Source organism: Microcoleus sp. T3_D1 (assembly GCF_036700405.1).
Lineage (GTDB): Bacteria > Cyanobacteriota > Cyanobacteriia > Cyanobacteriales > Microcoleaceae > Microcoleus.
On the sequence record NZ_JAUBOV010000100.1, the window covers coordinates 1 to 22,674 of the forward strand.

The 22,674-nt window shown below is 48.0% G+C and carries 20 protein-coding genes; 6 read left to right on the plus strand and 14 right to left on the minus strand.

All coding sequences use genetic code 11. The features are described 5' to 3' along the window. Positions 1-1,340: 1,340 nt before the first annotated feature. Positions 1,341-1,538 carry a hypothetical protein gene (locus QT992_RS29530; RefSeq protein ID WP_333317429.1) on the minus strand — a complete coding sequence of 66 codons (198 nt, stop codon included), beginning with the start codon at positions 1,536-1,538 and terminating at the stop codon, positions 1,341-1,343. Between the two features lie 73 nt (positions 1,539-1,611). On the opposite strand from QT992_RS29530, the gene QT992_RS29535 reads away from it, so the two are divergent. From QT992_RS29535 to QT992_RS29545, 3 genes are all read left to right on the plus strand, one after another. Next, the gene (locus tag QT992_RS29535; protein ID WP_333341497.1) at positions 1,612-6,294 is read left to right on the plus strand and encodes a TIR domain-containing protein; all 4,683 of its coding nucleotides are present in this window, start codon (positions 1,612-1,614) and stop codon (positions 6,292-6,294) included. A gap of 191 nt (positions 6,295-6,485) precedes the next feature. After that, positions 6,486-7,247 carry a hypothetical protein gene (locus tag QT992_RS29540; protein WP_333341495.1) on the plus strand — a complete coding sequence of 254 codons (762 nt, stop codon included), beginning with the start codon at positions 6,486-6,488 and terminating at the stop codon, positions 7,245-7,247. 303 nt (positions 7,248-7,550) lie between these two features. Then, entirely contained in the window at positions 7,551-8,171 is a 621-nt protein-coding gene (locus tag QT992_RS29545) for a Uma2 family endonuclease (protein ID WP_333317423.1), read from the plus strand. 290 nt (positions 8,172-8,461) lie between these two features. Here the strand turns inward: QT992_RS29545 and QT992_RS29550 are convergent, their stop codons facing one another. The 9 genes from QT992_RS29550 to QT992_RS29590 form a co-directional block, all read right to left on the minus strand. Continuing rightward, a complete protein-coding gene (locus QT992_RS29550) occupies positions 8,462-9,127 on the minus strand; it encodes a Na(+)/H(+) antiporter subunit B (RefSeq protein WP_333281649.1) in 666 nt (221 codons plus the stop codon). Beyond that, the gene (locus QT992_RS29555) at positions 9,127-9,714 is read right to left on the minus strand and encodes a DUF4040 domain-containing protein (protein WP_333317421.1); all 588 of its coding nucleotides are present in this window, start codon (positions 9,712-9,714) and stop codon (positions 9,127-9,129) included. Before QT992_RS29555 ends, QT992_RS29550 begins: the two co-directional genes overlap by 1 nt. Further along, positions 9,704-9,991: a monovalent cation/H(+) antiporter subunit G gene (locus QT992_RS29560; protein ID WP_333206840.1), complete on the minus strand. Its 288-nt coding sequence runs from the start codon at positions 9,989-9,991 to the stop codon at positions 9,704-9,706. Before QT992_RS29560 ends, QT992_RS29555 begins: the two co-directional genes overlap by 11 nt. Then, on the minus strand, positions 9,988-10,218 hold the full coding sequence (locus tag QT992_RS29565) for a hypothetical protein (RefSeq protein ID WP_333052300.1): 231 nt from the start codon (positions 10,216-10,218) through the stop codon (positions 9,988-9,990). The genes QT992_RS29560 and QT992_RS29565 overlap by 4 nt, the downstream gene beginning before the upstream one ends. A gap of 458 nt (positions 10,219-10,676) precedes the next feature. After that, entirely contained in the window at positions 10,677-11,060 is a 384-nt protein-coding gene (locus QT992_RS29570; RefSeq protein WP_333317419.1) for a Na+/H+ antiporter subunit E, read from the minus strand. Next, positions 11,057-12,487, minus strand: a complete 1,431-nt coding sequence (locus QT992_RS29575) for a cation:proton antiporter (RefSeq protein WP_333317417.1) — start codon at positions 12,485-12,487, stop codon at positions 11,057-11,059. The genes QT992_RS29570 and QT992_RS29575 overlap by 4 nt, the downstream gene beginning before the upstream one ends. Beyond that, complete coding sequence (locus QT992_RS29580) at positions 12,484-12,822, minus strand: NADH-quinone oxidoreductase subunit K (RefSeq protein WP_333052085.1); 339 nt, start codon at positions 12,820-12,822, stop codon at positions 12,484-12,486. The genes QT992_RS29575 and QT992_RS29580 overlap by 4 nt, the downstream gene beginning before the upstream one ends. 354 nt (positions 12,823-13,176) lie before the next feature. Then, positions 13,177-14,442, minus strand: a complete 1,266-nt coding sequence (locus QT992_RS29585) for an ABC transporter permease (protein WP_333341492.1) — start codon at positions 14,440-14,442, stop codon at positions 13,177-13,179. A 359-nt stretch (positions 14,443-14,801) separates the two neighbouring features. Further along, entirely contained in the window at positions 14,802-16,622 is a 1,821-nt protein-coding gene (locus tag QT992_RS29590) for an efflux RND transporter periplasmic adaptor subunit (protein ID WP_333341490.1), read from the minus strand. A gap of 312 nt (positions 16,623-16,934) precedes the next feature. Here QT992_RS29590 and QT992_RS29595 point away from each other — a divergent pair, with 312 nt between their 5' ends. Further along, entirely contained in the window at positions 16,935-17,114 is a 180-nt protein-coding gene (locus QT992_RS29595) for a BrnT family toxin (protein WP_333317409.1), read from the plus strand. Continuing rightward, positions 17,077-17,283 (plus strand): hypothetical protein, encoded by a 207-nt coding sequence (locus QT992_RS29600; protein WP_333317407.1) that lies wholly within the window; start codon positions 17,077-17,079, stop codon positions 17,281-17,283. Before QT992_RS29595 ends, QT992_RS29600 begins: the two co-directional genes overlap by 38 nt. Positions 17,284-17,407: 124 nt before the next feature. Here the strand turns inward: QT992_RS29600 and QT992_RS29605 are convergent, their stop codons facing one another. The 4 genes from QT992_RS29605 to QT992_RS29620 form a co-directional block, all read right to left on the minus strand. Further along, complete coding sequence (locus tag QT992_RS29605; RefSeq protein WP_333317405.1) at positions 17,408-17,722, minus strand: helix-turn-helix transcriptional regulator; 315 nt, start codon at positions 17,720-17,722, stop codon at positions 17,408-17,410. 6 nt (positions 17,723-17,728) lie between these two features. Next, positions 17,729-18,070: a type II toxin-antitoxin system RelE/ParE family toxin gene (locus QT992_RS29610; protein ID WP_333317404.1), complete on the minus strand. Its 342-nt coding sequence runs from the start codon at positions 18,068-18,070 to the stop codon at positions 17,729-17,731. A gap of 203 nt (positions 18,071-18,273) precedes the next feature. Beyond that, positions 18,274-19,542: a pitrilysin family protein gene (locus QT992_RS29615; protein WP_333317403.1), complete on the minus strand. Its 1,269-nt coding sequence runs from the start codon at positions 19,540-19,542 to the stop codon at positions 18,274-18,276. A 279-nt stretch (positions 19,543-19,821) separates the two neighbouring features. After that, complete coding sequence (locus tag QT992_RS29620; RefSeq protein WP_333317401.1) at positions 19,822-21,087, minus strand: pitrilysin family protein; 1,266 nt, start codon at positions 21,085-21,087, stop codon at positions 19,822-19,824. A gap of 351 nt (positions 21,088-21,438) precedes the next feature. Here QT992_RS29620 and QT992_RS29625 point away from each other — a divergent pair, with 351 nt between their 5' ends. Next, a complete protein-coding gene (locus QT992_RS29625; protein ID WP_333317400.1) occupies positions 21,439-22,467 on the plus strand; it encodes a hemerythrin domain-containing protein in 1,029 nt (342 codons plus the stop codon). Positions 22,468-22,674: the final 207 nt, after the last annotated feature.

Sequence of the window (22,674 nt, forward strand, 5' to 3'; positions counted from 1 at the left end):
GTCCCGCCCGTCCAAAAAGGACGGGCGGGACGCCCATCCCACAAACTTGTGGAAGTTATTTAATTCTCATTCCTTATTTCACGAGGCAGCAGTTCGATAGCGCAAGCGCTTTGTTAGTTCGACTGTTGACCAACGACTGGAATCCTATGAACTATCCCTCTTCTGTCACTCTCGGAAAACTGGCGTTGCTGAATACAGGTATGAATTCAAGATTTCGGCATTGCTATAAGCCCGCTTGAGGGTGAGTTTTGTAAGGCTCTGGTGAGTTTTAGGTGATAGTAAAAATAAAATTTCCCGTGCGAAAGACCCGAAAGCCTGTGTGAGCCAGAGGCTCCCACTACCGTTTCCACCAGCAATTGAGAACAGCCAATTTATTCGTTTACTATCTATAGAGTTGCTGACGACAATATTGAGGCCCTATGGCTTCTTGAGTAAGTTTTATGGTAAGCTGTCACGCATTTAAATTGCATATTCAGGGCGGGCGAGACGCCCACCCCACAAGACTTAGATTGTTTGTTGACATTCTATTTAAATGCACAACAGCTTACGAACACATCATACCCTAGATAGATGACACAGCAATCAGTATTTAAAATCAGGGCAAGCGTGAATCACTTGGAAAAGTAAACACTGTATGGGTTCACCGTGTGACAACCCCGCCAAATTCCGGATCTTCCCAAAAATCGGTGTAGCAGATGGCACACTGGCGGTAAAGTGCCAGTAAGGATTGCTAAAGCCCCGGCTCTGGTGAGTTTGAGCGGATAATAAAAATAAAACGTACCCTGGGAAAGGCCCAAAAGCCGGAGTGAGCCAGAGGCTGACACTACCGTTTTCACCAGAAATCCTGAAAAGCCTTTTGCAACATCAAGCGAAAAGTTGATTCATACCGTGAATCAGCAACGCCTAAATACTTATTATTGCTGTGTCATCTATCTATGGTATGATGTGTTTGTCCGATCGCACTTAATCAAAAAGCCATAGGGCCTCAATATTGTCGTCAGCAACTCTATAGTAGACGAATAAATTGGCTGTTCTCAATTGCTGGTGGAAAGGGTAGTGGGAGCCTCTGGCTCACACAGGCTTTCGGGCTTTTCCCACGGTACGTTTTATTTTTACTATCACCTAAAACTCACCAGAGCCTTACAAAACTCACCCTCAAGCAGGCTGATAGCAATGCCGAAATCTTGAATTCATATCTGTATTCAGCAACGCCATAAATTATGTACTTATGGCAAAGATCCGACTTTTCCGACTTTAAGATCCGACTTTTCCGACTGACAGAGACAGTGGCGCCAAGCCATGATAGAGATAGGGAAAGTCAACCCACGATATCTAGATTGTCAAGATATCGTAAATGGGCCTTGCTGAATTGGGTATGAAATTTGTAGGCTCAATCCCTCCGTGGTTGCCTCACCGCTGAGGGGGTAAGCACTTAGAATTACCCCGACAGGAAAAATCATACTTTGATTCAGCAGCGCCTGATGTTGTTCGAGTCCCATCCAATCCGCGTGAGGTGGCGCGGTTTTGCTGTCTACCATTCGCCGTATCTAAAATCTTTTAATTCGATGGAAATTTCCCAATTTCCTATTCCCTATTTACCTACCCCTGACTATGAAAACAATATTTGATGCTTTTATATCTTACGGACGAGCAGATAGTCTAGCTTTCGGCAGAAAGTTATACCAGAGACTGCGAGAAGAAGGGTTGAATATTTGGTTCGACCAAAACGATATTCCCCTGGGAGTCGATTTCCAAAATCAAATTGACGACGGCATCGAGAAAGCCGACAACTTCTTATTTATCATCGCACCGCATTCGATCAACTCGCCTTATTGCGGCAAGGAAATCGAACTGGCAATTCGGCGCAACAAACGGATAATTCCCTTACTGCACGTCGAACAGATCGATCGACACCTTTGGCAGCAGCGAAAACCCCAGGGAACCGACGAGGAGTGGGAAGCCTACAAAGCCAAAGGATTGCATTCGTGTTTTAAGAATATGCACCCGGCGATCGGCAAAATCAACTGGGTGTATTTTCGCGAGGGAATTGATGACTTCGATAAATCTTTGACCGGATTACTTGAATTACTAAACCGCCACGCCGATTATGTAGAAAAGCATACGCAATTGTTAGTCAAAGCCTTAGACTGGGAACGGCAGCAAAAACAAAATCGATGGCTGTTAGTTGGCGACGAGAAAAAGCAAGCAGAAGCTTGGTTAAAAATTCATTTTAACTCGGAACAGCCGCCTTGCCTTCCGACGGACTTGCATTGCGAATACATTACTGAAAGCATCAAGAATGGCAATAACTTGATGACTCAGGTGTTTATCTCTTATTCCGAGCAGGATCGGGAAACAATGGAGAAAATTCGCAACAGTCTGAGGCGAGAAAGTTTGACCGTTTGGACGAATATAACAGATATTCAAACCGGAGAAGATTTTCAGAGGGCGATCGATCGCGGCATCGAACAAACCGATAATTTGGTCTATCTGGTGTCGCCCGACTCTGTACAATCCGAGTACGTGCGGAAAGAATTAGACTATGCCGTATCACTCCACAAGCGACTTATCCCCATTTTAGTTAGAGAAACGCCACCAGAATCGATACCCAAGGCATTGCAGGGCGTGCAGTATATCGACCTCACCGACAACGTAGAAGAAGGGGACTATGTACTCGATGAAAGTCAATTGCTGAAGATTATACATCAGGATGAAGTTTACTATAACGAGCATAAAGTGTTCCTAAATCAAGCCTTGAAGTGGGAGAGACAGCATAAGAATCCGAGTATTCTGCTGCGAGGTTATAACTTGCGAAGTGCAGAGGTGTGGTTGAAGGTAGGGCAGAAACGGACGCAGCATCGCCCAACAGCATTAATTGAAGAATTTATTGCGGAAAGTTTGCGGCAACCGCCCTTGGAGTCCCTCGATGTTTTTATTTCTTATTCTCGCGTAGATTCGGATTTAGCCAGAAAGCTCAATAACGGACTGCAACTCCAGGGAAAAACGACCTGGTTCGACCAAGAAAGTATTGCTTCGGGAGCGGATTTTGCGCGAGAAATAGAGCAGGGAATCCAATCGTCCGATAATTTCTTATTTATTCTTTCCCCGCAATCGGTAAATTCACCCTATTGCGCGATGGAAGTGGAGTATGCCGCCAAGTTGAACAAGCGGTTTGTGACGCTGCTGCATCGGCCTGTCAATTCCGCAGACTTGCATCCGGAGTTAGCCAAAGTCCAGTGGATTGATTTCAATCAAAACGAGGGGGATTTCAATGCCAATTTTAATCAATTGGTCAGAACCCTGGATACAGACAGAGAACACTTACACAATCATACGAAATGGTCTCAGCGGGCTTGGGAGTGGCATCAAAAAAATAAGACGAAAGACTTACTATTGCGGGGAAGTGAATTAGCAGTTGCCGAAGCTTGGTTGAAAGACATTCAAGCACAAAAGAAACAGCCCGCCGCGACCGAGTTACAAAAGGCATATATAGCCGAAAGTAGCGCCGAAAAACGCAAAAATAAGATGCTATTAACGGGAGCGATCGTGGGTGCGCTCTCGATCATGGCACTTGCCACTACTGCCGCAACAGTTGGGCTAATAGTGGCGCAAAGGCAAACTAAAAAAGCGCAAGATCTAACGAAGATAGCCGAGTTAAAGGAAAATGCTGCCCGCGTGCAAACTTTGCTCAATGCCGATCCCCTACAGGCACTCCTTCTGGCGATTAAAGCCACAGGTGAAAGCGAAGCTGCATCCCCAGAGGTTCACCGGAAGACGTTTGCCCAGGTGCAGTCTAGCTTGCGCGATGCCGCCGGAGATGCCAGAGAGCGCAATCTCCTGACAGCAAACACAGCGCCAGTCTACTCATTAGCGTTGAGTCCAGACGGCAAAACCCTCGCGAGTGCGGGTGATGACGGGACGATTCGCCTGTGGAATACCTCTGGCTATCCCATGGGTAAACTGATCGACCCGTTGCCCAATGGGCTTACACCCGCCCTCCATTCCGTGGCCTGGAGCCCAGACGGCAAAACGCTCGTCAGTGGCGATACAGAGGGGACGATTCGCTTGTGGGACATCACTGGTAAGCTCATGGGCCAACGCTGGGAAGGGGATCAAGGCAAAGTCTTGTCAATCCGATTTAGCCCCGATGGTAAAACGATCGTCAGCGGTGGCGATGACGGGACGATTCGCCTGTGGGACACGAATGGCAAGCCCGTCGCTAAACCCTTCAAAGGGCATCTGGGTGGGATTCGATCGATCGCATTAAGTCCCGATGGAAAAACCATCGTCAGTGGCGGCATGGACAAAACGGTTCGTTTGTGGACTCGTCAGGGTAAACTCATTGGTCAACCTTGGACGGGGCATGAGAAGGAGGTCACGTCAGTGGCCTGGAACCCCGATGGTAAAACCATTGCCAGTGGCAGCGAAGACGGGCAGATTCGTTTGTGGGACACATCGGGGAAACCCATCGGTCAACCCTTCAAAGGGCATCAGGGTGCGTCGATTGCGTCAGTCGCATTTAGTCGCACGGGTAGCGTCCTCGTCAGTGGGGGCGGGGATGCAACCATTTCTCTTTGGGATCAGGGGGGGAATCCTCTCCTGGGTCATCGCCTCATGGGGCACGTGGGTTCAGTCGAGTCCGTGGCCTGGAGCCCCGATGGCAAAACCATTTTCAGTAGCGACAATATCGGGACGATTCGTCTGTGGGATACGGACGGCTACCTCCTGGGTCAACCCTTCACCGGGCACGATAAAGAAGTATACTCAGTGGCCTGGAGCCCCGATGGCAAAACCATTGTCAGCGGTAGCAATGACAAGACAATTCGCCTGTGGGATACTACTTCAGGCAAGCCCATCGGTCAGCCATTTAAAGGACATAAAGATGCGGTCTATTCAGTGGCCTGGAGTCCAGACGGCAAAACCATTGTCAGTGGTAGCGAGGACAAGACAATTCGCCTGTGGGATACTACTTCAGGCAAGCCCATCGGTCAACCCTTTAAAGGACATACAGATGCGGTCAATTCAGTGGCCTGGAGCCCTGATGGTAAAACCATTGTCAGTGGTAGCTATGACAGCACGCTCCGCCTGTGGGATACTACTTCAGGCAAGCCCATCGGTCAACCCTTTAAGGGACATAAAAACTCGGTCTATTCAGTGGCCTGGAGCCCCGATGGTAAAACCATTGTCAGCGGTGACTGGGACAGGAAAGTTCGCCTGTGGAATACTTCAGGCAATCCCATCGGTCAACCCTTCAAAGGGCATAAGGATGGGATATTCTCGGCGGCCTGGAGCCCGGATGGCAAAAAGATCGTCAGTGGTAGCAATGACAATACTATTCGCCTGTGGAATACTTCAGGCAATCCCCTCGGTAAACCCTTTAAAGGACACACCAATTCAATCTACTCGGTGAAATTTAGCCCGGATGGCAAAACCATTGCCAGCGGTAGTTTCGATAATACAATTCGCCTGTGGGACACCTCCGGTCAACCCATCGGTCAGCCCCTCAAGGGACATACGGAATTAGTCCGTTCAGTTGCGTTTAGCCCGGACGGTAAAACCATTATCAGCGGCAGTGACGATCGCACGCTTCGCAAATGGCGCGTTGGCACTTGGCAAGATTGGCTGAAGATCGCGTGCAAGCGAGTAATTTTACATCCCGTTTTAGTCGCGCCCCAAACGCAGTTTGGTGATGAGGATGCGGAAATGATCTCCGTGGCGAAAAAGGCGGGGGAAACCTGTCAAAGGCTGGCCTGGAACCATGCGGAAAAAGCCCAGTTTTTAGTCAATCAAGGTGAATCGATCGCGCGGCAAGGCGATTTGGGCCAAGCCATCGAGACGTTCCAACAGGCCCAGAAATTATTGCCCAGCATTAACGTGCCACCAGATGACAAGGTTAAACAGTGGGCTGCGGGCGGTTCGATCGCCCAAGGGGAAAACCTAGTCCAAGAGGGTAAAGTTCAGGAAGCAGTGAAGGCATTCGAGAAAGCAAAGCAGTTCGACGCAACCTGGAAGATCCCTCAAGAGTCTTGGCAGAGGCTGTGTAAGTACGGTGTGCAGAAGGGAGGGGCAATGACCGTGATATCGGCGTGCGATACGGCGGTGGCACTTGCACCGGGCAATGTCGAGGTTCGAGATAGTCGTGGGCGGGCCCGGGCGGAGATGGGGGATAGGGCAGGGGCGATCGAAGATTTTCAAGCGTTTATCGAGGGCACGGATTCGGCAGAGGGCAAAAAACAGCGGCAAGGCTGGATTGATAAGCTGAAAAAGGGTGAGAATCCGTTTACGGAGAATTGAGCTCGCTAAGTTGTTGCGATGAGTTCAGGGGGAACAGTTATCAGTTATCAGTCAACTGTGAATTGAATGGTTGTTAGAGTGAATGCTCGATCGCATTGTTAGGATTGAGATCGCCACTCAACCTGATTTTCAAGACCTAATAGCTAGGTTGCCGATCGAGCTATTTTTCTATGTAGCGTTGTATTTTTTCCATGCAAGAATCTTTCTCGATCGAATTTTCCAACGGCCTGACGGCAAAAGCTATCTATTCTCAAGCCAATGGCGACCTGACGTTAACTCTACAGCAACTGGGACTCTCTAGTCCGCGTCCAGTCATCGTGGTGGTTGGCGGTGCCAGTAAACTCAGCCCCGTCGATCGCCAACGGCTGCGATCGCTCTTTCTAACGGTTCTGGCTGCCCTCGCCGAGTCTTTAAATGCCTGTGTGGTCGATGGCGGGACTGATGCGGGGGTAATGCAAATGATGGGGGAGGCGCGATCGCAAATGGGTGGAACCTTTCCCCTGATTGGCGTTACCTGCGTGGGTTTGGCAACATTACCGAACCAGCCACCTCCTGCAGAAGATGCCTGTGGCTTAGAACCCTATCACACCCATTTTATCCTGGTTCCGGGTTCGCAATGGGGGGATGAGTCTGCGTGGATGGCGCAAGTCGGCAGTGTGCTATCCGGTGGTTTGCCCTCTGTGACCATTTTAATCAATGGGGGCGAAATTACCTGGAAGGATGCAGCCCAAAGCGTGGAAGCACAGCGCCCGATCGTGGCGATCGCAGGCAGTGGCAGGACGGCGGATATTTTGGTGGCGGCGTTGAATGGAACGGTGAAAGACGATCGGGCCTCGGCACTGGTGGATTCGGGCCTGCTACAAGCGGTGGATATTAATAACCCCAAGGCGTTAGACCGCGTTCTCAAGCAAATTGTAGCAAGTGGTAGTGGTGTCTCAAGCTTAAAGCTGTAGGGTGTGTTGAGCAAGCGAAACGCACCAGCCTGAGAGTGTTTTGAAGCACTCAGGGAATTAATTAGAGGATTAGAGGCGCGATCGGAGTTTATCTAGATAATGTGAGTTTTTGAATTCATCGGTGGCAATTAACTTTTATTCGGCGATCGTATTTTGGGATGAAAAGCGATCGATTAAATCCAGCATTTTAAATTGTCTGAATCTAGCAAGGCTGGCAGATTCGTAATTTTTAACCGCAGATGCCCGCAGATAAACGCAGATAAATAGAGATATAATTGATATTATCGGTATTTGTGAAAACCTATGACTCAAGCTTTACCTAAACTCGTAAACTTCGAGGAATTTGTGGAGTGGCTGCCTGAAAATTCGGCGGTACGCTACGAATTGCATAATGGATATATTGTTGAAATAATACAACCTGTAGGCGAGCATCAAGAAGTTACAGGCTTTCTTACAATCAAAATTGCTGTTGAAATCAAAGGTCTGGGATTGTCCTACGGTATCCCCAACCAAGTGATAGTTAGACCTCCTGAAAAAGATTCTGGTTATTTCCCCGATGTGTTGGTGCTAAATCGTGCAAATCTGGTAAATGAAACATTGTGGAAAAAACAATCTATCCTCAGTTTGGGTGCGTCGATACCGTTGGTAATTGAGGTTGTGTCAACCAATTGGCGCGATGATTACTATTTGAAATATGCTGATTATGAGGAGATGGGTATCCCTGAATATTGGATTGTGGATTATGCTGCGTTGGGTGGACGCAATTTTATTGGCAATCCCAAACAACCGACAATTTCTGTCTGTAACTTGGTTGATGGTGAATATCAAGTCCTCAAGTTTCGAGAGAACGATCGCATTGTGTCGCAAACTTTTCCTGATTTGAACCTCACAGCAAACCAGATTTTTCAAGCTGGTTTAGTATAAGCTGATATCTTGCAGATTGGATTTTTTAACCGCAGATGCACGCAGATGAGTACACAGGAATTACTCACCAAAAGCAAAGAAACCGGGTTTTTGGAAAATTCTGCGGGTGTAACGAAGTATTTCGCAAAAAACCCGGTTTCTGACTACTCGTGGGTAAGCCTTATAAACGTAAAATATCGTTTACGGTTGTTGCTGAATGATTAAACCACAGAGAACACAGAGGACACAGAGTCAGAGATTGAGAGAGATGAATAATTTCGATGCCAATGGATTTGAGATCGGAACATTTGTCATAGCAATCCGCGATAGCGAATAAACACCAACAGCACCGCCCACGATCCTAATGCCACTTTGACTGCAACCAGGATATTGAGCAAGGGGAGAATGCCACCGCTCAAAAGCGTGCCTAACTCTCCGTGCGGTAACTCATATCCTGACAGAGTGATAACGGACAATACAATGAAAACAAGTACCGAAACCTTCTCCAAAGTCGCGGCGTGCCAGCGCTGGTAGATTTCTTGCATCCACTGCGGTGATGAGGTAATCGCCACCAAGCCGATCGCAGTTCCCCCCGCTACACCTGCGGCAAAACCACCGCCGGGACTTAAATGCCCGCGAATTGCTAGTTCGACACCCACCAAGGCGGCAATCGTCGCTCCCAATCGCGCCAAAATAATCGATGGTTGATCGGTAAACTGATATATGGCGCAGGACGGCTGTTCATTTGCTAGCATAAAACTTGCACCCAAGATGGCGATCGTAAATACTACGACTTCAAAGATCGTGTCGTACAGCCGATTTCGCAAAATGATACCGGAAACCGCATTGGATACTCCACTATCTTGAACAACCAATTCGACGATCGAACTTTGCTGCGATAACTCCATTGTGGGATTGGCGATTAGCAGCATTTTGATAAACAGCGCTATCCCTGATAAAAAGTAAACCCACTTCATCAATGTTTGTCCTCTGCGTCTGGTGTATTTACATAGGTTAGGGTTGTCCCCGGTGATGAAAGTTCGGTTTGCATGATGTCGTAGACACGCCGAACTCTGATTGCGGTGTTATAAAGTTGCGCTTCGCCCCTGTGTTCGAGTTGGTTTTCTGGCGCACAAGCTGCATGAACTTCTTTTTCCATCAGCGCCCGCTGCAATGCCTGTGCACTCGCATAGGGAACGAGTTCCAGGCGCATATGGCGTTTCTCAAAAACTGTGCGGATGTCATCTATCAGTTGCTTAAAATGACCTGCGGTTTTGTCGTTTGGTATAGCATCGCCCTCTGTCCCCTCTTCAATTACACCCAGACGCAGCACGAAGGATGAACGCACCGTCACTGCATAAAGTGTAATCGCGAGTAGAGTACCCATCAAGGCTTCGGTTAAGCCCACATCCCCCGCGCCTAAAATTGTATACACCAAGGCGGCGATCGCTCCCAATACCCCCCGCAGTAGCAATGCGTGGTATGGATTGACCTGAAATACCACCATACCAGCAGCTAAGGGCAGCAGAGCGACGAGGACATAAATGTAGCTATTATCGTTCATAGTTAGTCCCTGTTTTGGAACAATAGGCCAACACATATCCCAGCATTGTGTTCCATATTGCTAAGCAAATGATCGCCAGAATCAGCAGGGGCCATTTACTGGGTATTTTCAGCAGCAATCCGACGACGATCGCGATCGAACCCAGCGTATCTGCTACCGAAAGACTGTGCAGTTTATATAAAACCGATCGCTTCCCAAGTAGGTAAGAAGTACCCCAAAACCAGAAAAAAATCCCTATACCGATGCAGGTATAGCTCAATACATCTATTACGATCATGCTTCACTGATACGTTTGATTATTTGTGCCAACAACATCAATCCAGCATTACCCACACTGAGGATAATCGCCGCCACCACACCGATCATCCAATCATCGCGCCAGACGGATATGACGAGAGCGATGATTGCCGCCTTGGTCGAAATACTGGCAAACGCCAACATTGTCTGCCAGATATCATGATCTTTCCATACCTCGTACATGGGTATGAGCAGAGCCAAAATCATGGCAATTAAAATCACGTTGTTCAAGTTGTTCAATTGTGTGCACTCCTAATTTTTCTTACTTAATATCGGGGCGGGCTCGCGTGCCCAACCCCCTACACCCCACAAGAAACTCTTGAGAATAGTGCAACTTAATAGACCTCTGCCATCATTGTGGAACAGGCATCCTGCCTGTTCTTGACAGGCTGTTTCGCGGGTGGGGGCGGGTTTATTTAACCTGTCTGCAATCTTTAAAGCTATTGGTGAACCCGCCCCTACAGATTCTTGAGAATGAGCCAATATCGAGCGTGTAAATAAAATCGGGTATGTCACAAAATGTAAAGTATCGTAACCCCTGCGATAGAGGACTTTTACTAACTGCGGACATACTTACGTATTCTATCGCCGATCTACTTATTTATTTCTCCCTTCTCTGCGTTCTCTGCGTTCTCTGCGGTTAAATAATTCCGAAAAAACTTCAGCTAATTACTCGAAGTCCGCCGCACTCGGTGTACTTCGTAAAAACCCTCTTCGTGATATTTCACAACAATCGTCTTGGGAGTAAAAGTGATCAGGAAGACATCTAGGAAGATCAGCAAGGGCGATCGATGGTTTGGCACTTTTTCCATGATCACATCTTCGTGTCTGTGGGGACGGAGGATGAGTTCAAAAGCTTCTATATAAGCTATCGGAATCGCCATGAAGATTTTACCCAACACCCCCAACCATTCCCTCAAAGGTTCCGGGGGTGTGTAGCTGCGCGGCAACAGGAAAGCAATGATGAAGCCGATCGCAATATTTGCCAAACTAAAATCGGCTGTGAGTAGAAACCAGATCGTCAGTCTTAATATTAGCTGTCCAATCATGTTGAGAATGCCATCCAGAATAGTAGGAGCGAAATCAAGCTCATAAAACCGACCAAATGATCGAATTGTTCAAGCATACGTGGCAGTTTGATTGCCGTGCGTTGAAAAATTAGAAAATAGGCTAACCAACCAACGCCGATGATGGCGATCGCCTTAAGCATATTGTCCAGCGTATAGGCCTCAACATAAAAGGCATTGGCTGCAATCAGCCCACCTACCAACAGCAACACCGCAGGCCAAAAACCGGGTTTTGATTTTGCTGGTCCACCACGGGGCAGAAAGATGAATTTAGCAAATAGGATAGCCGTTCCTACGGCTGCCACATTCATGGCGAGCGCATAAGGGGGTGTCAAATTCTTCAAAGTCAACATCTTTGCCCCAAAGCCAACCAAAAAGGGAAAGCCTGAGATCGAAAGGCTAGCCACGACTAAGGCAATCCAGATCGCAGTATTAATCGGGTTTTGTCGCAATTCCTTAAAGTCGCGGCTGGGTAAAGAACCCGCAATCAGGAACAGCGCCGATTTGACCACGCCGTGGGCGAGGGCATAAAAGCCTGCCGCTTCCGGGGCTACGAGAATCCAACCTAACTGCGAAACCGTGCTGAACGCCAGCATCCGCTTGGTATCCTTTTCAAAGATGCCATAGAACACGCCCATCAACGCGGCCCCGACTCCGAAAATCTGGACGATGGGTGCCACCTCCTCCACCATCAGCGCACAGCGCACGAGGGGATATACCCCCGCTTTGACCACAATCCCTGACAGCAAAGCCGACACAGGCGTTTCTGATTCCGAGTGAGTTAACGGTAGCCATAGCCCCGATACAAACACACCTCCCTTAACCAAGAGTGCCATAAAGATCAGAGCTGTCGCCTCTGGGGGCGCTGCACCCAAGCCGGCAAAACTAAACGAATTACTTGCCTTATAAACCAGCACGGCACCGACTAGATAAAACAGCATGGCCGTGTTGCTAATAAATAGATAGCGCAAAGCTACCCAAATCGAGCGATCGGTGCGAGGATAGGCAATCAACAGAAACGCCGCAATCCCGCTGACTTCTAACCCCACATATAAACTGATAAAGTCACTAGAGGCAAAGGCCGCATTCAGGCTGCCGTGTACCATCAGAATCTGTGCATAAAAAAATGCCGTCTTCTCTGTGGGCCAACAGTAGATAATCACCGCTGCCGTGACTAAGGCATTGGTTAAGATGAAATAGCCGCTCAAGCGATCGACTAACAACGTGACACTGAAATTATCCAGTAACTCCAGCGTCACCGCTGACGGCATCACAAAAAGCTGGAACGCATAGGCAGCGGACGCGAGCGCTCCGAATATTGCGAGATACTTGTCAAACTTCGGAATCAAATAAATAGTAAACCCGACAAAAAACGGGAGTCCAATCCAGGCTAGCGTCAGGGTATTCATGGGGTATTATTCATCTCGATTTCGTTACTTTCTAATGTCGGATTATCTCGTGCCAGCTTCATCACACTGACCAGCATTAAAGCCTGAATCGAAAAGCCGATCACGATCGCCGTTAAGATCACCGCCTGGGGAACCGGATCGGCGTAAGCGACAACATTTTTCCCCTTTGAAATAATTGGTGTCAGCAAGCCTTCTCGCGATGCCACCACCACGTAATAGGCGATAACCCCTGTACTCATGACATCCATACAGACGATTTTCATGAGCAGGTTCTTTTTAAAGATGATACCAAAAAATCCGCAAAATACTGTTGCCAATACCAATGCTTCTAACATGGAAATTGCGTGTTGGATAAGGGGTTTTTGTTATTATATTTGAATAAGCGTATATTATTTCTAATTGGACTCAGACATTTTCTAGCCCCTAAACTACCTGAAACGCAGTCTAGGTAAGGGAAAGAGTTTGAGGCCCCGTCAGAGCTGAAACCCTTGTCAATTGGGGTCCCAAGCCAATTCAAGCTCAAACCGTTTACCGGTCGGAGTTTGCAGCCATTTTTGACCGGATTTTGGTCTAAGTCCCGTTAGCGAATCTGTGGCCGACAACCAAGTCCGATCGTCCATCTTTCCCCGGTTTCAGACCACTGGTGCGTCCAAGAGTGTTGAATTTAACTGGGGCGAACGTCCCTAACTTCAATCATTCCGCAAAGCTGCGATCGGATCTAAGCGAGCCGCATTCCGAGCCGGCAATACTCCCGCCAATAAGCCTACAGTAAAAGATAGCCCAAAACCTGCCGCGATCGACCATACAGAAACCACAAACGGAAATTTGAACGCTGTCGAGGCCCCAAAGGCGATCGCAACTCCCAACCCAATACCCGCCGTTCCCCCCACCGTGGAAACTAAAATAGATTCCGCCATGAATTGAATGAGAATTGCTGCATTAGTAGCGCCTACCGCTTTGCGAATCCCGATTTCCTTAGTGCGTTCCACAACAGACACCAACATAATATTAGCAATACCGATGCCGCCAACCACCAAAGAAATTCCGGCGATCGCACCCACCATCACCGTAAATAAACCTATCACATTGCTGAAAGTATTAACAATCTCAGCTTGATTTACAACTCGAAAATCATCCGGTTGTGGCGGATAAATATTGTGGCGCAAGCGCATGATATTTTCCACTTGAAATTGAGCATCCGCTAAATCCGCTTCGCCCGCAGTTTCCAACCAAAAACCCGATATTGCAATCCCCGCTAAAGAATTTCTCCCCACAATCCGCGCAGACATATTTTTGAGGGGAATATACACTCGATCGTCCTGATCGGTTCCCCCTACAGACCCCTTGCTTTCCATCACCCCAATGACCTTGTAACGGTTTCCCTGAATGCGAATATCAGAGGATAGCGCATTAACTCCGGCTCCAAAAAGTTCGTCCCGAACCTTAGAACCGAGGACAACTACAGGCTCAGCAGCATTCAATTCATCCTCGTTAAAAAACCGTCCTTCTTGGGGTTGAATGTTCTTCACATCTGGATAGTTTAAATCCGTTCCCAAAATCGAAGTAAATGAATTTTGTCCGCCGTAAACGACTTGCACTTGGCGCTGCAAATAAGCCGAAATCGCCTTAACTGCAGGAGCTTGTTTGCCGATCGCCCTAGCGTCATCCCAAGTAAGGGTAGTAGCAGAACCGCTTCCCTGACTGACACCGCCCGATCGCGAAGCGCCGGATAAAACCAACAGCACATTTGTACCCAAAGCCTTTAACTGTTCTTCAGTTGATTTTTGTACTCCCTGTCCCACCGAAGTAATGGCAATTACCGAAGATATCCCAATAATTACGCCCAGCATAGTTAAACTGGTACGCAACTTATTATTCCACAGCGCCTCTGTCGCCATGAAAGCGATTTGAACGTTAGAGATTTTCTTAATAACTGGGCGAGTCTTTAATTTCATTTGGGAATAGGTAATTGGTAATTGGTAATTGGTAATTGGTAATTGTCAAGCACTAATACCAGGCACGATCCGCCGGGGGTTGAAACCCCCGTCTCATAGCTAAAGTCGGTTGAAACCGACTGAAAATTCGTCTGACGATGCAACCGGAAACGATAGGATTTGTGGCACGACCCGCCGGGGGTTGAAACCCCCGTCTCATAGCTAAAGTCGGTTGAAACCGACTGAAAATTCGTCTAAAATCGATGTACATCAACTAACTCTTCAGTCCTCTTTCAGAGGACTTTCGCTATGAGACAGGGATTTCAATCCCTGGCGGACTCTGCGACGAACCAACTAGCCCCTACTGCGCGGACTGACTACTAACGCAAGCGCGTTCCCCCACCCGGTTGCAAACCCGGAATCCCGCCCGACGATGGATTTTGCGATCGAGGCCGCAATCCGGCGGGTAAACTAAGCAGCACTTGTTCATTTCCTGTCAAACCCGATCGCACTTCCGTCTTGTCATCCACCGTGATACCAGTCTTAATCGGCATAAAAGCAGGTTTACCATCTTCTCCACCCGGAACAAAAACCCCCGTTTCCCTTTGTTGGCGGACAATTGCCGCAGTCGGAACTACCAAAACATTTTTGAGCTCACCAGCCTTAAACTCAACATTCACATTCATGCCCGATCGCAGCATTTGTTTATCATCATTAATAATTGCCGCTTTTACCTCAAAACTTGTCACATTTTGCTGGACGATCGACTGAGGCGAAATTTGACTGATTTTACCTGCAAAAGTCTTTCCCGCAAAAGCATCGGCTTGAATAGACGCAGCCTGGCCCATCTTAATCTGAGAAATATTAGTTTCTGCTACGTTTGCTACTAATTGATTTTTTGAAGCTAAGGACAAAATCGAAGAAGAAGTCGCCGAAGAAACCGCACTACCTGCCGTAGTGGGAGTCACAAAAGCGCCCGGATCGGCGTACTTGCGGGTAACAGTGCCGGTGAAAGGAGCCCGTAGCACAGTGTCGTCGATCAGCGCTTGAACGCTTTGCAGGCTGCCTCTAGCGGCGAGAACTTGGGCGCGGGCTTGGGCGATGTCTTCGGGGCGGGAACCGGCTTCTAGCAGCGCCAAAGCTTGCTGTTTTTGCTCCACTGCGGCCTGCCCCGCAGCGATGTCTTCCGGGCGTGCGCCCGATCGCGCTAGGGCCAAAGCTTGCCGTTTTTGCTCGACAGCAGCCCGCCCCGCAGCGATGTCTTCGGGGCGCGCGCCCGATCGCGCCAGGGTCAAAGCTTGCCGTTTTTGCTCCACAGCAGCCCGCGCCGCAGCGATTTCTTCAGGGCGAGCACCCGCTTGCAGCAAAGCTACAGCTTGTTCGGCTTGCCTGACTTGCGTTTGAGCTCGATCGCGCGCGGTGCGGGAGTTGTTGACAATTTGCAAAGCAAGGGCTCCGGCATTATAGAGTTCCTGATTTCTCTGAAAGTCTTCCTCTGCTTGGTTTTCGGCGTATTCGGCATCTCTGAGTTGGGCGATCGCTTGGGCGATGTCTTCAGGCCGATTGCCCTTAAGCAATTTTTGTAAATTAGCCTGTTGTTCAGCTAGTTGTGCCTCGGCTACGGCAATATCCTGGCTTCGATTGCCGTTGAGCAATTTTTGTAAATTTGCCTGTTGTTCTGCTAGTTGTGCCTCAGCTACCGCAATGTCTTGGCTGCGATTGCCGTTGAGCAATTTTTCCAGACTTGCCTGTTGTTCTGCTAACACCGCCTTAGCCACAGCTTTGTCCTGCGATCGAGTGCCGTTGAGCAATTTTTGCAGGTTTGCTTCCGCGGCTGCGAGTTGTCCGCGAGTTTGGGTAAGCTGGCCTTGCAGGTTGGAGTCGTCCATGTAGGCGAGAATCTGCCCTTTTTCAACTTGATCTCCTTCCTTGACAAGCAAACTTTTGAGCATTCCTGAAGTTTTGGGGCTGACGTTAACGGAACGTTCGGGCACAATTGTGCCGTTTGCCGAAATTGTAATCGGCAGGTTCACCCTTTCTACAGCAACGGTTTTTTCCTTGCGCCTAGTTTCGCGGCTGGATTTGACTGTTAGCTGGCTGTAAGCTGTGTAGCCTACTCCTGCAAGCACGGAAGCGGCGAGGAGTCCGCTAACCCACGGAGTCAGCTCTTTTTTAATCTGAAAGTGCTTTACGAAGTACATATAAATTAGACCTGATGGGTCTGTCTTGAATTTAGACCGATCGGGAACAGAAAAGGTTCAATTGAAGTCGCACTAAGTTTTTTCCCGTGTTTAATGCTTGCGGGCGATCGAGTTTAGATCCCAACATCGATCTCCAGTGCAGCATAAAACCTGTTGAGCCAAATGCGCGATCGTGAATGAAGATAGTTTAATCTCGCTTCTCCTAATCCTTCAGGCAATTTGAGTGGGACGAAGCGAAAAACCTTGAAAACATCCGTAAACATCAGATTGATTTTGCCGATGTTCCCGCGATGTTTGATGGTGAAATGCTGATTGAGCTCTTCCGATCGTTTTGATTATGGCGAAAATCGCTGGTTTGGAATCGGTTTTCTCGGTTCTGGAATAGCGGTAGTAGTCTGGACAGAACGTCAAAACAATGTAATCCGAATCATTTCAGCGCGAAGAGCCAACCGTCATGAGCAGAAACGATTTGAACAGTACCTCTGGTACTAACTGGGCCGCCTTAGAGTCAAGGTCAGAAGAGAATATCGACTACTCAGATATTCCACCGCTGACCGATGAATTTTTTGAACGAGCGACTTTACGTATTCCAGCCGATCGAGCCCACAACTTAGTTCAGATCGATCCAGATGTGAAGCAGTGGTTTGAGGCTCAAGGATAACAGTATAAAACTCTAATTAATAACGTTTTACGCCAATATATAGAGAGCCAAAAAACTCAGCACCCAGCATAACCGTGCGTTTTAAGTGGTGCTGCATAGTATTATGAGTGAGTAATCGTTCTTTCTATCCTGCTTGAGCAATAATTTGCCCTATATCTTGAGGCGTTGCACCTGTTGCCAGGATTGCGCGTATTAACAGTTCAATGGAAACCGAATCGTCGCCATTTTCAGCCTTGGCAATACGAGGTTGGCTGGAGTTGATTTTCTCAGCTAACTCTGCCTGTGTCATCAATCTTTGCCGACGTTCTTTGAGATTAAGACTGAGGGCTAACTTAATGTCAATTAGGATCGATTCCTCTGGTGAAAGTTGTAAGAATTCCGAGGCCGAGCCTATCTTCCAGCCTTGATCTTCTAGACGCTTCTTTTTCGCTTCATCCATATAACATTAGTCCTCTATTTCTGTGTCATACTTTTTCAATCGTTTCTTGCAGTTTTCAATCACGTTGATTGGTGTACTTCTAGTGGTCTTATTAAAGACTTCGAGAATCAGAATTGCATCTTCGTCGATTCGGTAAATAAGCCTCCAATTTTGACCTATATCCCGGATTCTTAGCTCATGGCAGTGTTTGCCAATGCTCGGCATAGGTTTTGAATGAGGCATTCCGAGACTTTCACCCTGCTGCAAACGTCTAAGAAGCACACCAGCCTCTATGCGTGCTTCTTGACTAAAAGGTGGTGTTTTAACCTCACCCTGTAACCAGGCTAAAGGTTTATTGATTTCGTCCATATCGCCATTTATATCATATCTGATATAATTATAAATGTCATCGCAGCCCAACCAGGGCTGGCAGCGGACAGTCTAAACACTCTAGTGATGGCTCGAAAACTAATGCCGCTGTTGAAGGCAATCGTTATACCAACAGCGAAAAGTCTTTTTATGTGCGCTCGCATCGATCGAACTTTTGAAAAGTTCGATCGCCCATTGCCTACTCAACAAACAGCCACTACACCCAATTCTGTAATCGCCGCCTCCGGGCCCACCAAAGAAATATACGGTTCTACAAAATATTTCTTAGCAGCATCCCGCGCTTGTGAAGCTGTAACCTGTGCAATTTCTTCTTGAAATTGTTGGTCAAATTTAATTCCCAATCCCAAAATTTCGTACCAGCCTAAAACTTGGGCAATTTGCGAATTAGTTTGTTTTCCTAAAGCATATTGACCGAGCATTTTATTCTTGCAAGCTTGCAATTCTTCCTCGCTTAGTTCGATGTTGGCGAGTCGATCGACTTCTGTACGCAATCCTTCAAAAGCCGTCGTTGTATTTTCCGGCGCCGTACCCATGTACACCACAAACTGTGCCGTGTCCAAGCGCGTCGCGTAGAGCGCGGAAACGTCGTAAGCCAAGCCCCGCTTTTCCCGCAATTCCACAAACAATCGGCTCGACAAACCGTTACCCAAATAAGTATTCAGCAACTTAATCGCTGCATAGTCGGGATTTTTGACCGAGGGTGCGAGGTAGCCCAGCATAATCACTGATTGCTGCGTATCTTGCGCCGTAACGACCGATTGAGGGGAGGGTGATAGGGGGGGGACGGTTAAAGTTGGCAGGGGTGTTAAAGGCGCTTTCCAGTCCCCAAAAGTTCGATCGATCAGGGCGATCGCATCTTCGGTCGAGATTCTGCCGGCTACAGAAATAACTACATTATCGGGACGGAAATAGGTTTTGTGGAACTGTTCGAGCTCGTTTCTGGTGAGCTTTGACATAGTAGCTTCCGTGCCCAAGGGAGAGAAAGCATAGGGATGTTCCTTGTACATCGCGTGCCGCAATTGCTCGAAGGCGATCGCAAATGGCTGTTCTTGTTGCGATCGAATTGCCGATATGGCAATGCGGCGTTCAAGTTCGACTTCAGCTTCCGGGAAAGTGGGCGATCGGGTCAATTGCGCCGCCAACTCCAAAATCTCCTCAAAATCCGCAGAAACCGTCTTCAAACTCACTAAAAAATAGTCTGTAGTAGAGTCGGCACTCAACCTCGCTCCCACCGATTCTACACGCTCGGCAATTTCCAGCGAAGACAGCCGATCGGTTCCCTTAGTCATTACCGCCGACAGCAAGTGACACAATCCTGCTTGTTCCGGCTGCACGTAGCGACTGCCGGCCCGCAGGAATATCCTAGCTGCAATAATATCTGCTGCTGGATTTTCTGCTGCTAAGACAACAATACCGTTGTCTAAAACCGTGCGCTGGATTTCATTTTTCATGGTTAATTTAGTTGGGAACTTGTACTGAGAGTAGCTGAAGTATTGGTAAGTGAAAATGGGTAATTGGTAATTGGTAATTGGTAATCGGTAATTACTTGATTGCCATTTTTCTATTTTCCATGTGCATCTTGTATGATGTCATACCGGGCAGGGCCTGACCCACAACATCTAAATGTAACAACATTTATCCCGTAGGGTGCGCCACAAGCACAGAGATCCCCGGACAAATGCCGAACATCTATCGGGTACAAAAGATATTTATATTCACAAACTTAACGATTAGATTGGTTTGAGTACCACGGCTGTATAGCGTCGGGGAGAGAGATATTGTTGAGCTAGGCGCTGGAGGTCTAAGGGCCCAAACGCTTTAATCCTGGTGGGATAGCTGAGCGCTAATTCGGCACTGGCGATCGTATTGTAATATCCATAAAGACCCGCTAGCTGTCCCGGCGTTTCGAGCGAGAAAGCAAAATCGTTGCACAGCAAACGCTGACAGCGGAGCAATTCTACCTCGGAAACAGGCTCAGACTGCAATTCCCAAAGCCGATCGCAAATCCGAGATTCCACCTCTTCGACATCAGAAGCGTCCAAGACTGCACTGATAGTAAATAAACTCGATTCCCGTTGCAGCGAGAAAGTGCTGTCGATCGCCTCTACCAATTGTAATTCTTCCCGCAGTTCCCTGACTAAACGCGAAGTCCGCCCGTCTGCGAGCAACACCGACAGCAAATCCAAGCCGCAAGCACTTTGCAAGTGTTCAACTCCCGGCCCCGTCCAGGCCATCATCAGCCGCGCTTGTTCCAATCGGGGGAGGCTCAATTCCTGACGGCGAATTTCTATCAGTGGCGGTTCCGCCTCTGCGGTTAATTTGGGACAATCCCACCGATCCGAAAACTGCTCAAAAGCTTTACCCGTAATATCTCTGGCCTGTTGTTCATCAATTCCCCCGACTACCACCACTGTCATATTTTCCGGCTGATAGTGCGATCGGTGGAAACAGCGCATTTCGTGGGGAGTTCGCGACATCAGCAGCTCTTCCGTGCCGAGTACCGATCGCCTGTAGGGATGTCGCTGGTAAACTGTTTCCATCATTGCTTGGAAACCCAGCCAATCGGGATTGTCTTGAGCTTGACGGATTTCTTCTAGCACCACATCTCGCTCGCGATCGAATTCCCGATCGGGAATCGAAGCCCGCAGCAGCAATTCTGCCAGCGGCTGGGCTGTTTCTGCTAAATAATCGGCCGCAGCGTTGACGAAAAAATGGGCGTAGTCGTGACTTGTAGCTGCGTTGGCGACACCGCCACGATTTTCGATTACCTGGTCAAATTCTCCAGGGGCGATCGAATCCGTCCCTTTAAATATCATGTGTTCTAGAAAATGAGCCATTCCCGACCAAGAATCCGGCTCCAGCGTAGCGCCAGCCCTCACCCACACGTCTAACGCGACCACCGGTGTGGCCGAAATCCGCTGGTGAATGACCGTTAACCCATTATTCAGCTTCCAGACATTGGCTGGGAACTCTAAAGCAGTGAGCAGTTGAGACAAGCTAGTTATTCTTAAACTTTAGTTAACTTCGGCTGCAACTATGGTAGCGCTTTAGGGCTCTGCGATCGGGATTAATTGATACAAAAGTCTGTTGACTGTTGACTGTTGTCAGTGGGCAGTGGGCAGTGGGCAGTGGGCAGTGGGCAGTGGGCAGTGGGCAGTGGTCAGGAAGTAATTTTTGCTTTTTTTTAAACAACCTCGAGCCTTAATTTATTACCATTTTTTTGCTCAAAAGTCAATAGGTTGCACGGGATATTAATGAATCAGTCGGGAGAAAGAGGATGTTATCAGAATATATCAATAAATTAAGAGATGTAAGAACACTAAAGACATTGAGAGGAGAAACGACAGATGGTAGCTACCCTAGAAGATACCAAGCGCCAAGCGATCGCGATGAAATTAGCAGACATGAAAGCGCTGCAAAACCTGTTGATCGCCAACGAGCAATTGTTCATCAATTCCTGCAACGACTCCGAACTAGCCCAGCGCTTCCGGGATATGCTCGAGGACGATCGCAAAAACTTGGGCGTATTAGAAACCGTAATCGTTCAATACGGAATTCAAACCGAACCCAAAGAAACCAGCGCCAAAATGATTGAAGAAGTTCAGCAACTCATGCAAGGTTCTGAACTCACATTGTTTGAAAAAGTCACCCAGCACGAACTGCTCAAACACAAACAAACAATGGCCGGTTTGTTAATTCACAAAGCTGCTCAAGTAGTCGGCGCCGACATCGAAGCTGCCATTACCCCGCTCAACACAGTTAACTTTGAGAACCGCGCTCACCAAGAACAACTCAAAGGAGTTCTCGAAATTTTAGGCGTGCGCGAACTGACCGGCAAAGACCCCGACCAAGGCGTTTGGGCTCGCGTGCAAGATGCAATGGCAGCCATGACCGGCATCATCGGCGGTGCAGTTACCCGCACCAAAGATGAGATGAACATCACCGAAATCCTCACCATGGATCACCGCAAAACCGATACCCTATTTATGGAAATCGCAAGCACCGACGATCCTCAAAAACTGCAAGAATTCTTCGGTCAACTTTACAAAGACCTCAGCGTTCACGCAGAAGCCGAAGAGCAAATTGTTTACCCAGCAATTCGCAGCTACTACAGCAACACTCAAGAACTGTACGACGAGCAAGCAGAAATGAAGCAAATGCTCGCCAAGATTAAGTCAATGAACCCCAGTTCTTCTGATTTCAAAGCCCAAATCAAACAGCTCCAAGCAGCGGTTCAAGATCACGTAAAAGAAGAAGAAAGCGATATGTTCGCTCAAATTCGCCGCAACTTAAGCGAAGCGCAAATGGAACAAATGGCTACTCAATTCAAAGCAGCCAAAAGCACAATGCAGCAAGAAATGGCTAACCTGAGCTAATTCAGCAGCAAGCTAATTGTAGCTCTAGCTGAGCTAAAAACTAGCTAAACTGCAACCTATCAATCCCGCTACCCACGTAGCGGGATTACTGTTTTTTGAAAGACAATTTTAAAAAATAAATATATTATTTGTAGATACTGTCTTGATCTGTCAAGGGGTAGCGAGTAAATAATTGGGGTCGAAAGGCTTTTGGGACTTTAAAATACC

Bases quoted from the DNA above. Each gene is read 5' to 3' on its own strand.
- QT992_RS29580 (WP_333052085.1), bottom strand. From the start codon at position 12,822: ATGTTAGAAGCATTGGTATTGGCAACAGTATTTTGCGGATTTTTTGGT.
- QT992_RS29610 (WP_333317404.1), bottom strand. From the start codon at position 18,070: ATGGACGAAATCAATAAACCTTTAGCCTGGTTACAGGGTGAGGTTAAA.
- QT992_RS29570 (WP_333317419.1), bottom strand. From the start codon at position 11,060: ATGATTGGACAGCTAATATTAAGACTGACGATCTGGTTTCTACTCACA.
- QT992_RS29535 (WP_333341497.1), top strand. From the start codon at position 1,612: ATGAAAACAATATTTGATGCTTTTATATCTTACGGACGAGCAGATAGT.
- QT992_RS29605 (WP_333317405.1), bottom strand. From the start codon at position 17,722: ATGGATGAAGCGAAAAAGAAGCGTCTAGAAGATCAAGGCTGGAAGATA.
- QT992_RS29625 (WP_333317400.1), top strand. From the start codon at position 21,439: ATGGTAGCTACCCTAGAAGATACCAAGCGCCAAGCGATCGCGATGAAA.
- QT992_RS29585 (WP_333341492.1), bottom strand. From the start codon at position 14,442: ATGAAATTAAAGACTCGCCCAGTTATTAAGAAAATCTCTAACGTTCAA.
- QT992_RS29590 (WP_333341490.1), bottom strand. From the start codon at position 16,622: ATGTACTTCGTAAAGCACTTTCAGATTAAAAAAGAGCTGACTCCGTGG.
- QT992_RS29550 (WP_333281649.1), bottom strand. From the start codon at position 9,127: ATGAAGTGGGTTTACTTTTTATCAGGGATAGCGCTGTTTATCAAAATG.
- QT992_RS29600 (WP_333317407.1), top strand. From the start codon at position 17,077: ATGAGCAGAAACGATTTGAACAGTACCTCTGGTACTAACTGGGCCGCC.
- QT992_RS29575 (WP_333317417.1), bottom strand. From the start codon at position 12,487: ATGAATACCCTGACGCTAGCCTGGATTGGACTCCCGTTTTTTGTCGGG.
- QT992_RS29540 (WP_333341495.1), top strand. From the start codon at position 6,486: ATGCAAGAATCTTTCTCGATCGAATTTTCCAACGGCCTGACGGCAAAA.
- QT992_RS29545 (WP_333317423.1), top strand. From the start codon at position 7,551: ATGACTCAAGCTTTACCTAAACTCGTAAACTTCGAGGAATTTGTGGAG.
- QT992_RS29560 (WP_333206840.1), bottom strand. From the start codon at position 9,991: ATGATCGTAATAGATGTATTGAGCTATACCTGCATCGGTATAGGGATT.
- QT992_RS29615 (WP_333317403.1), bottom strand. From the start codon at position 19,542: ATGAAAAATGAAATCCAGCGCACGGTTTTAGACAACGGTATTGTTGTC.
- QT992_RS29565 (WP_333052300.1), bottom strand. From the start codon at position 10,218: ATGATTTTGGCTCTGCTCATACCCATGTACGAGGTATGGAAAGATCAT.
- QT992_RS29555 (WP_333317421.1), bottom strand. From the start codon at position 9,714: ATGAACGATAATAGCTACATTTATGTCCTCGTCGCTCTGCTGCCCTTA.
- QT992_RS29530 (WP_333317429.1), bottom strand. From the start codon at position 1,538: ATGGTAGACAGCAAAACCGCGCCACCTCACGCGGATTGGATGGGACTC.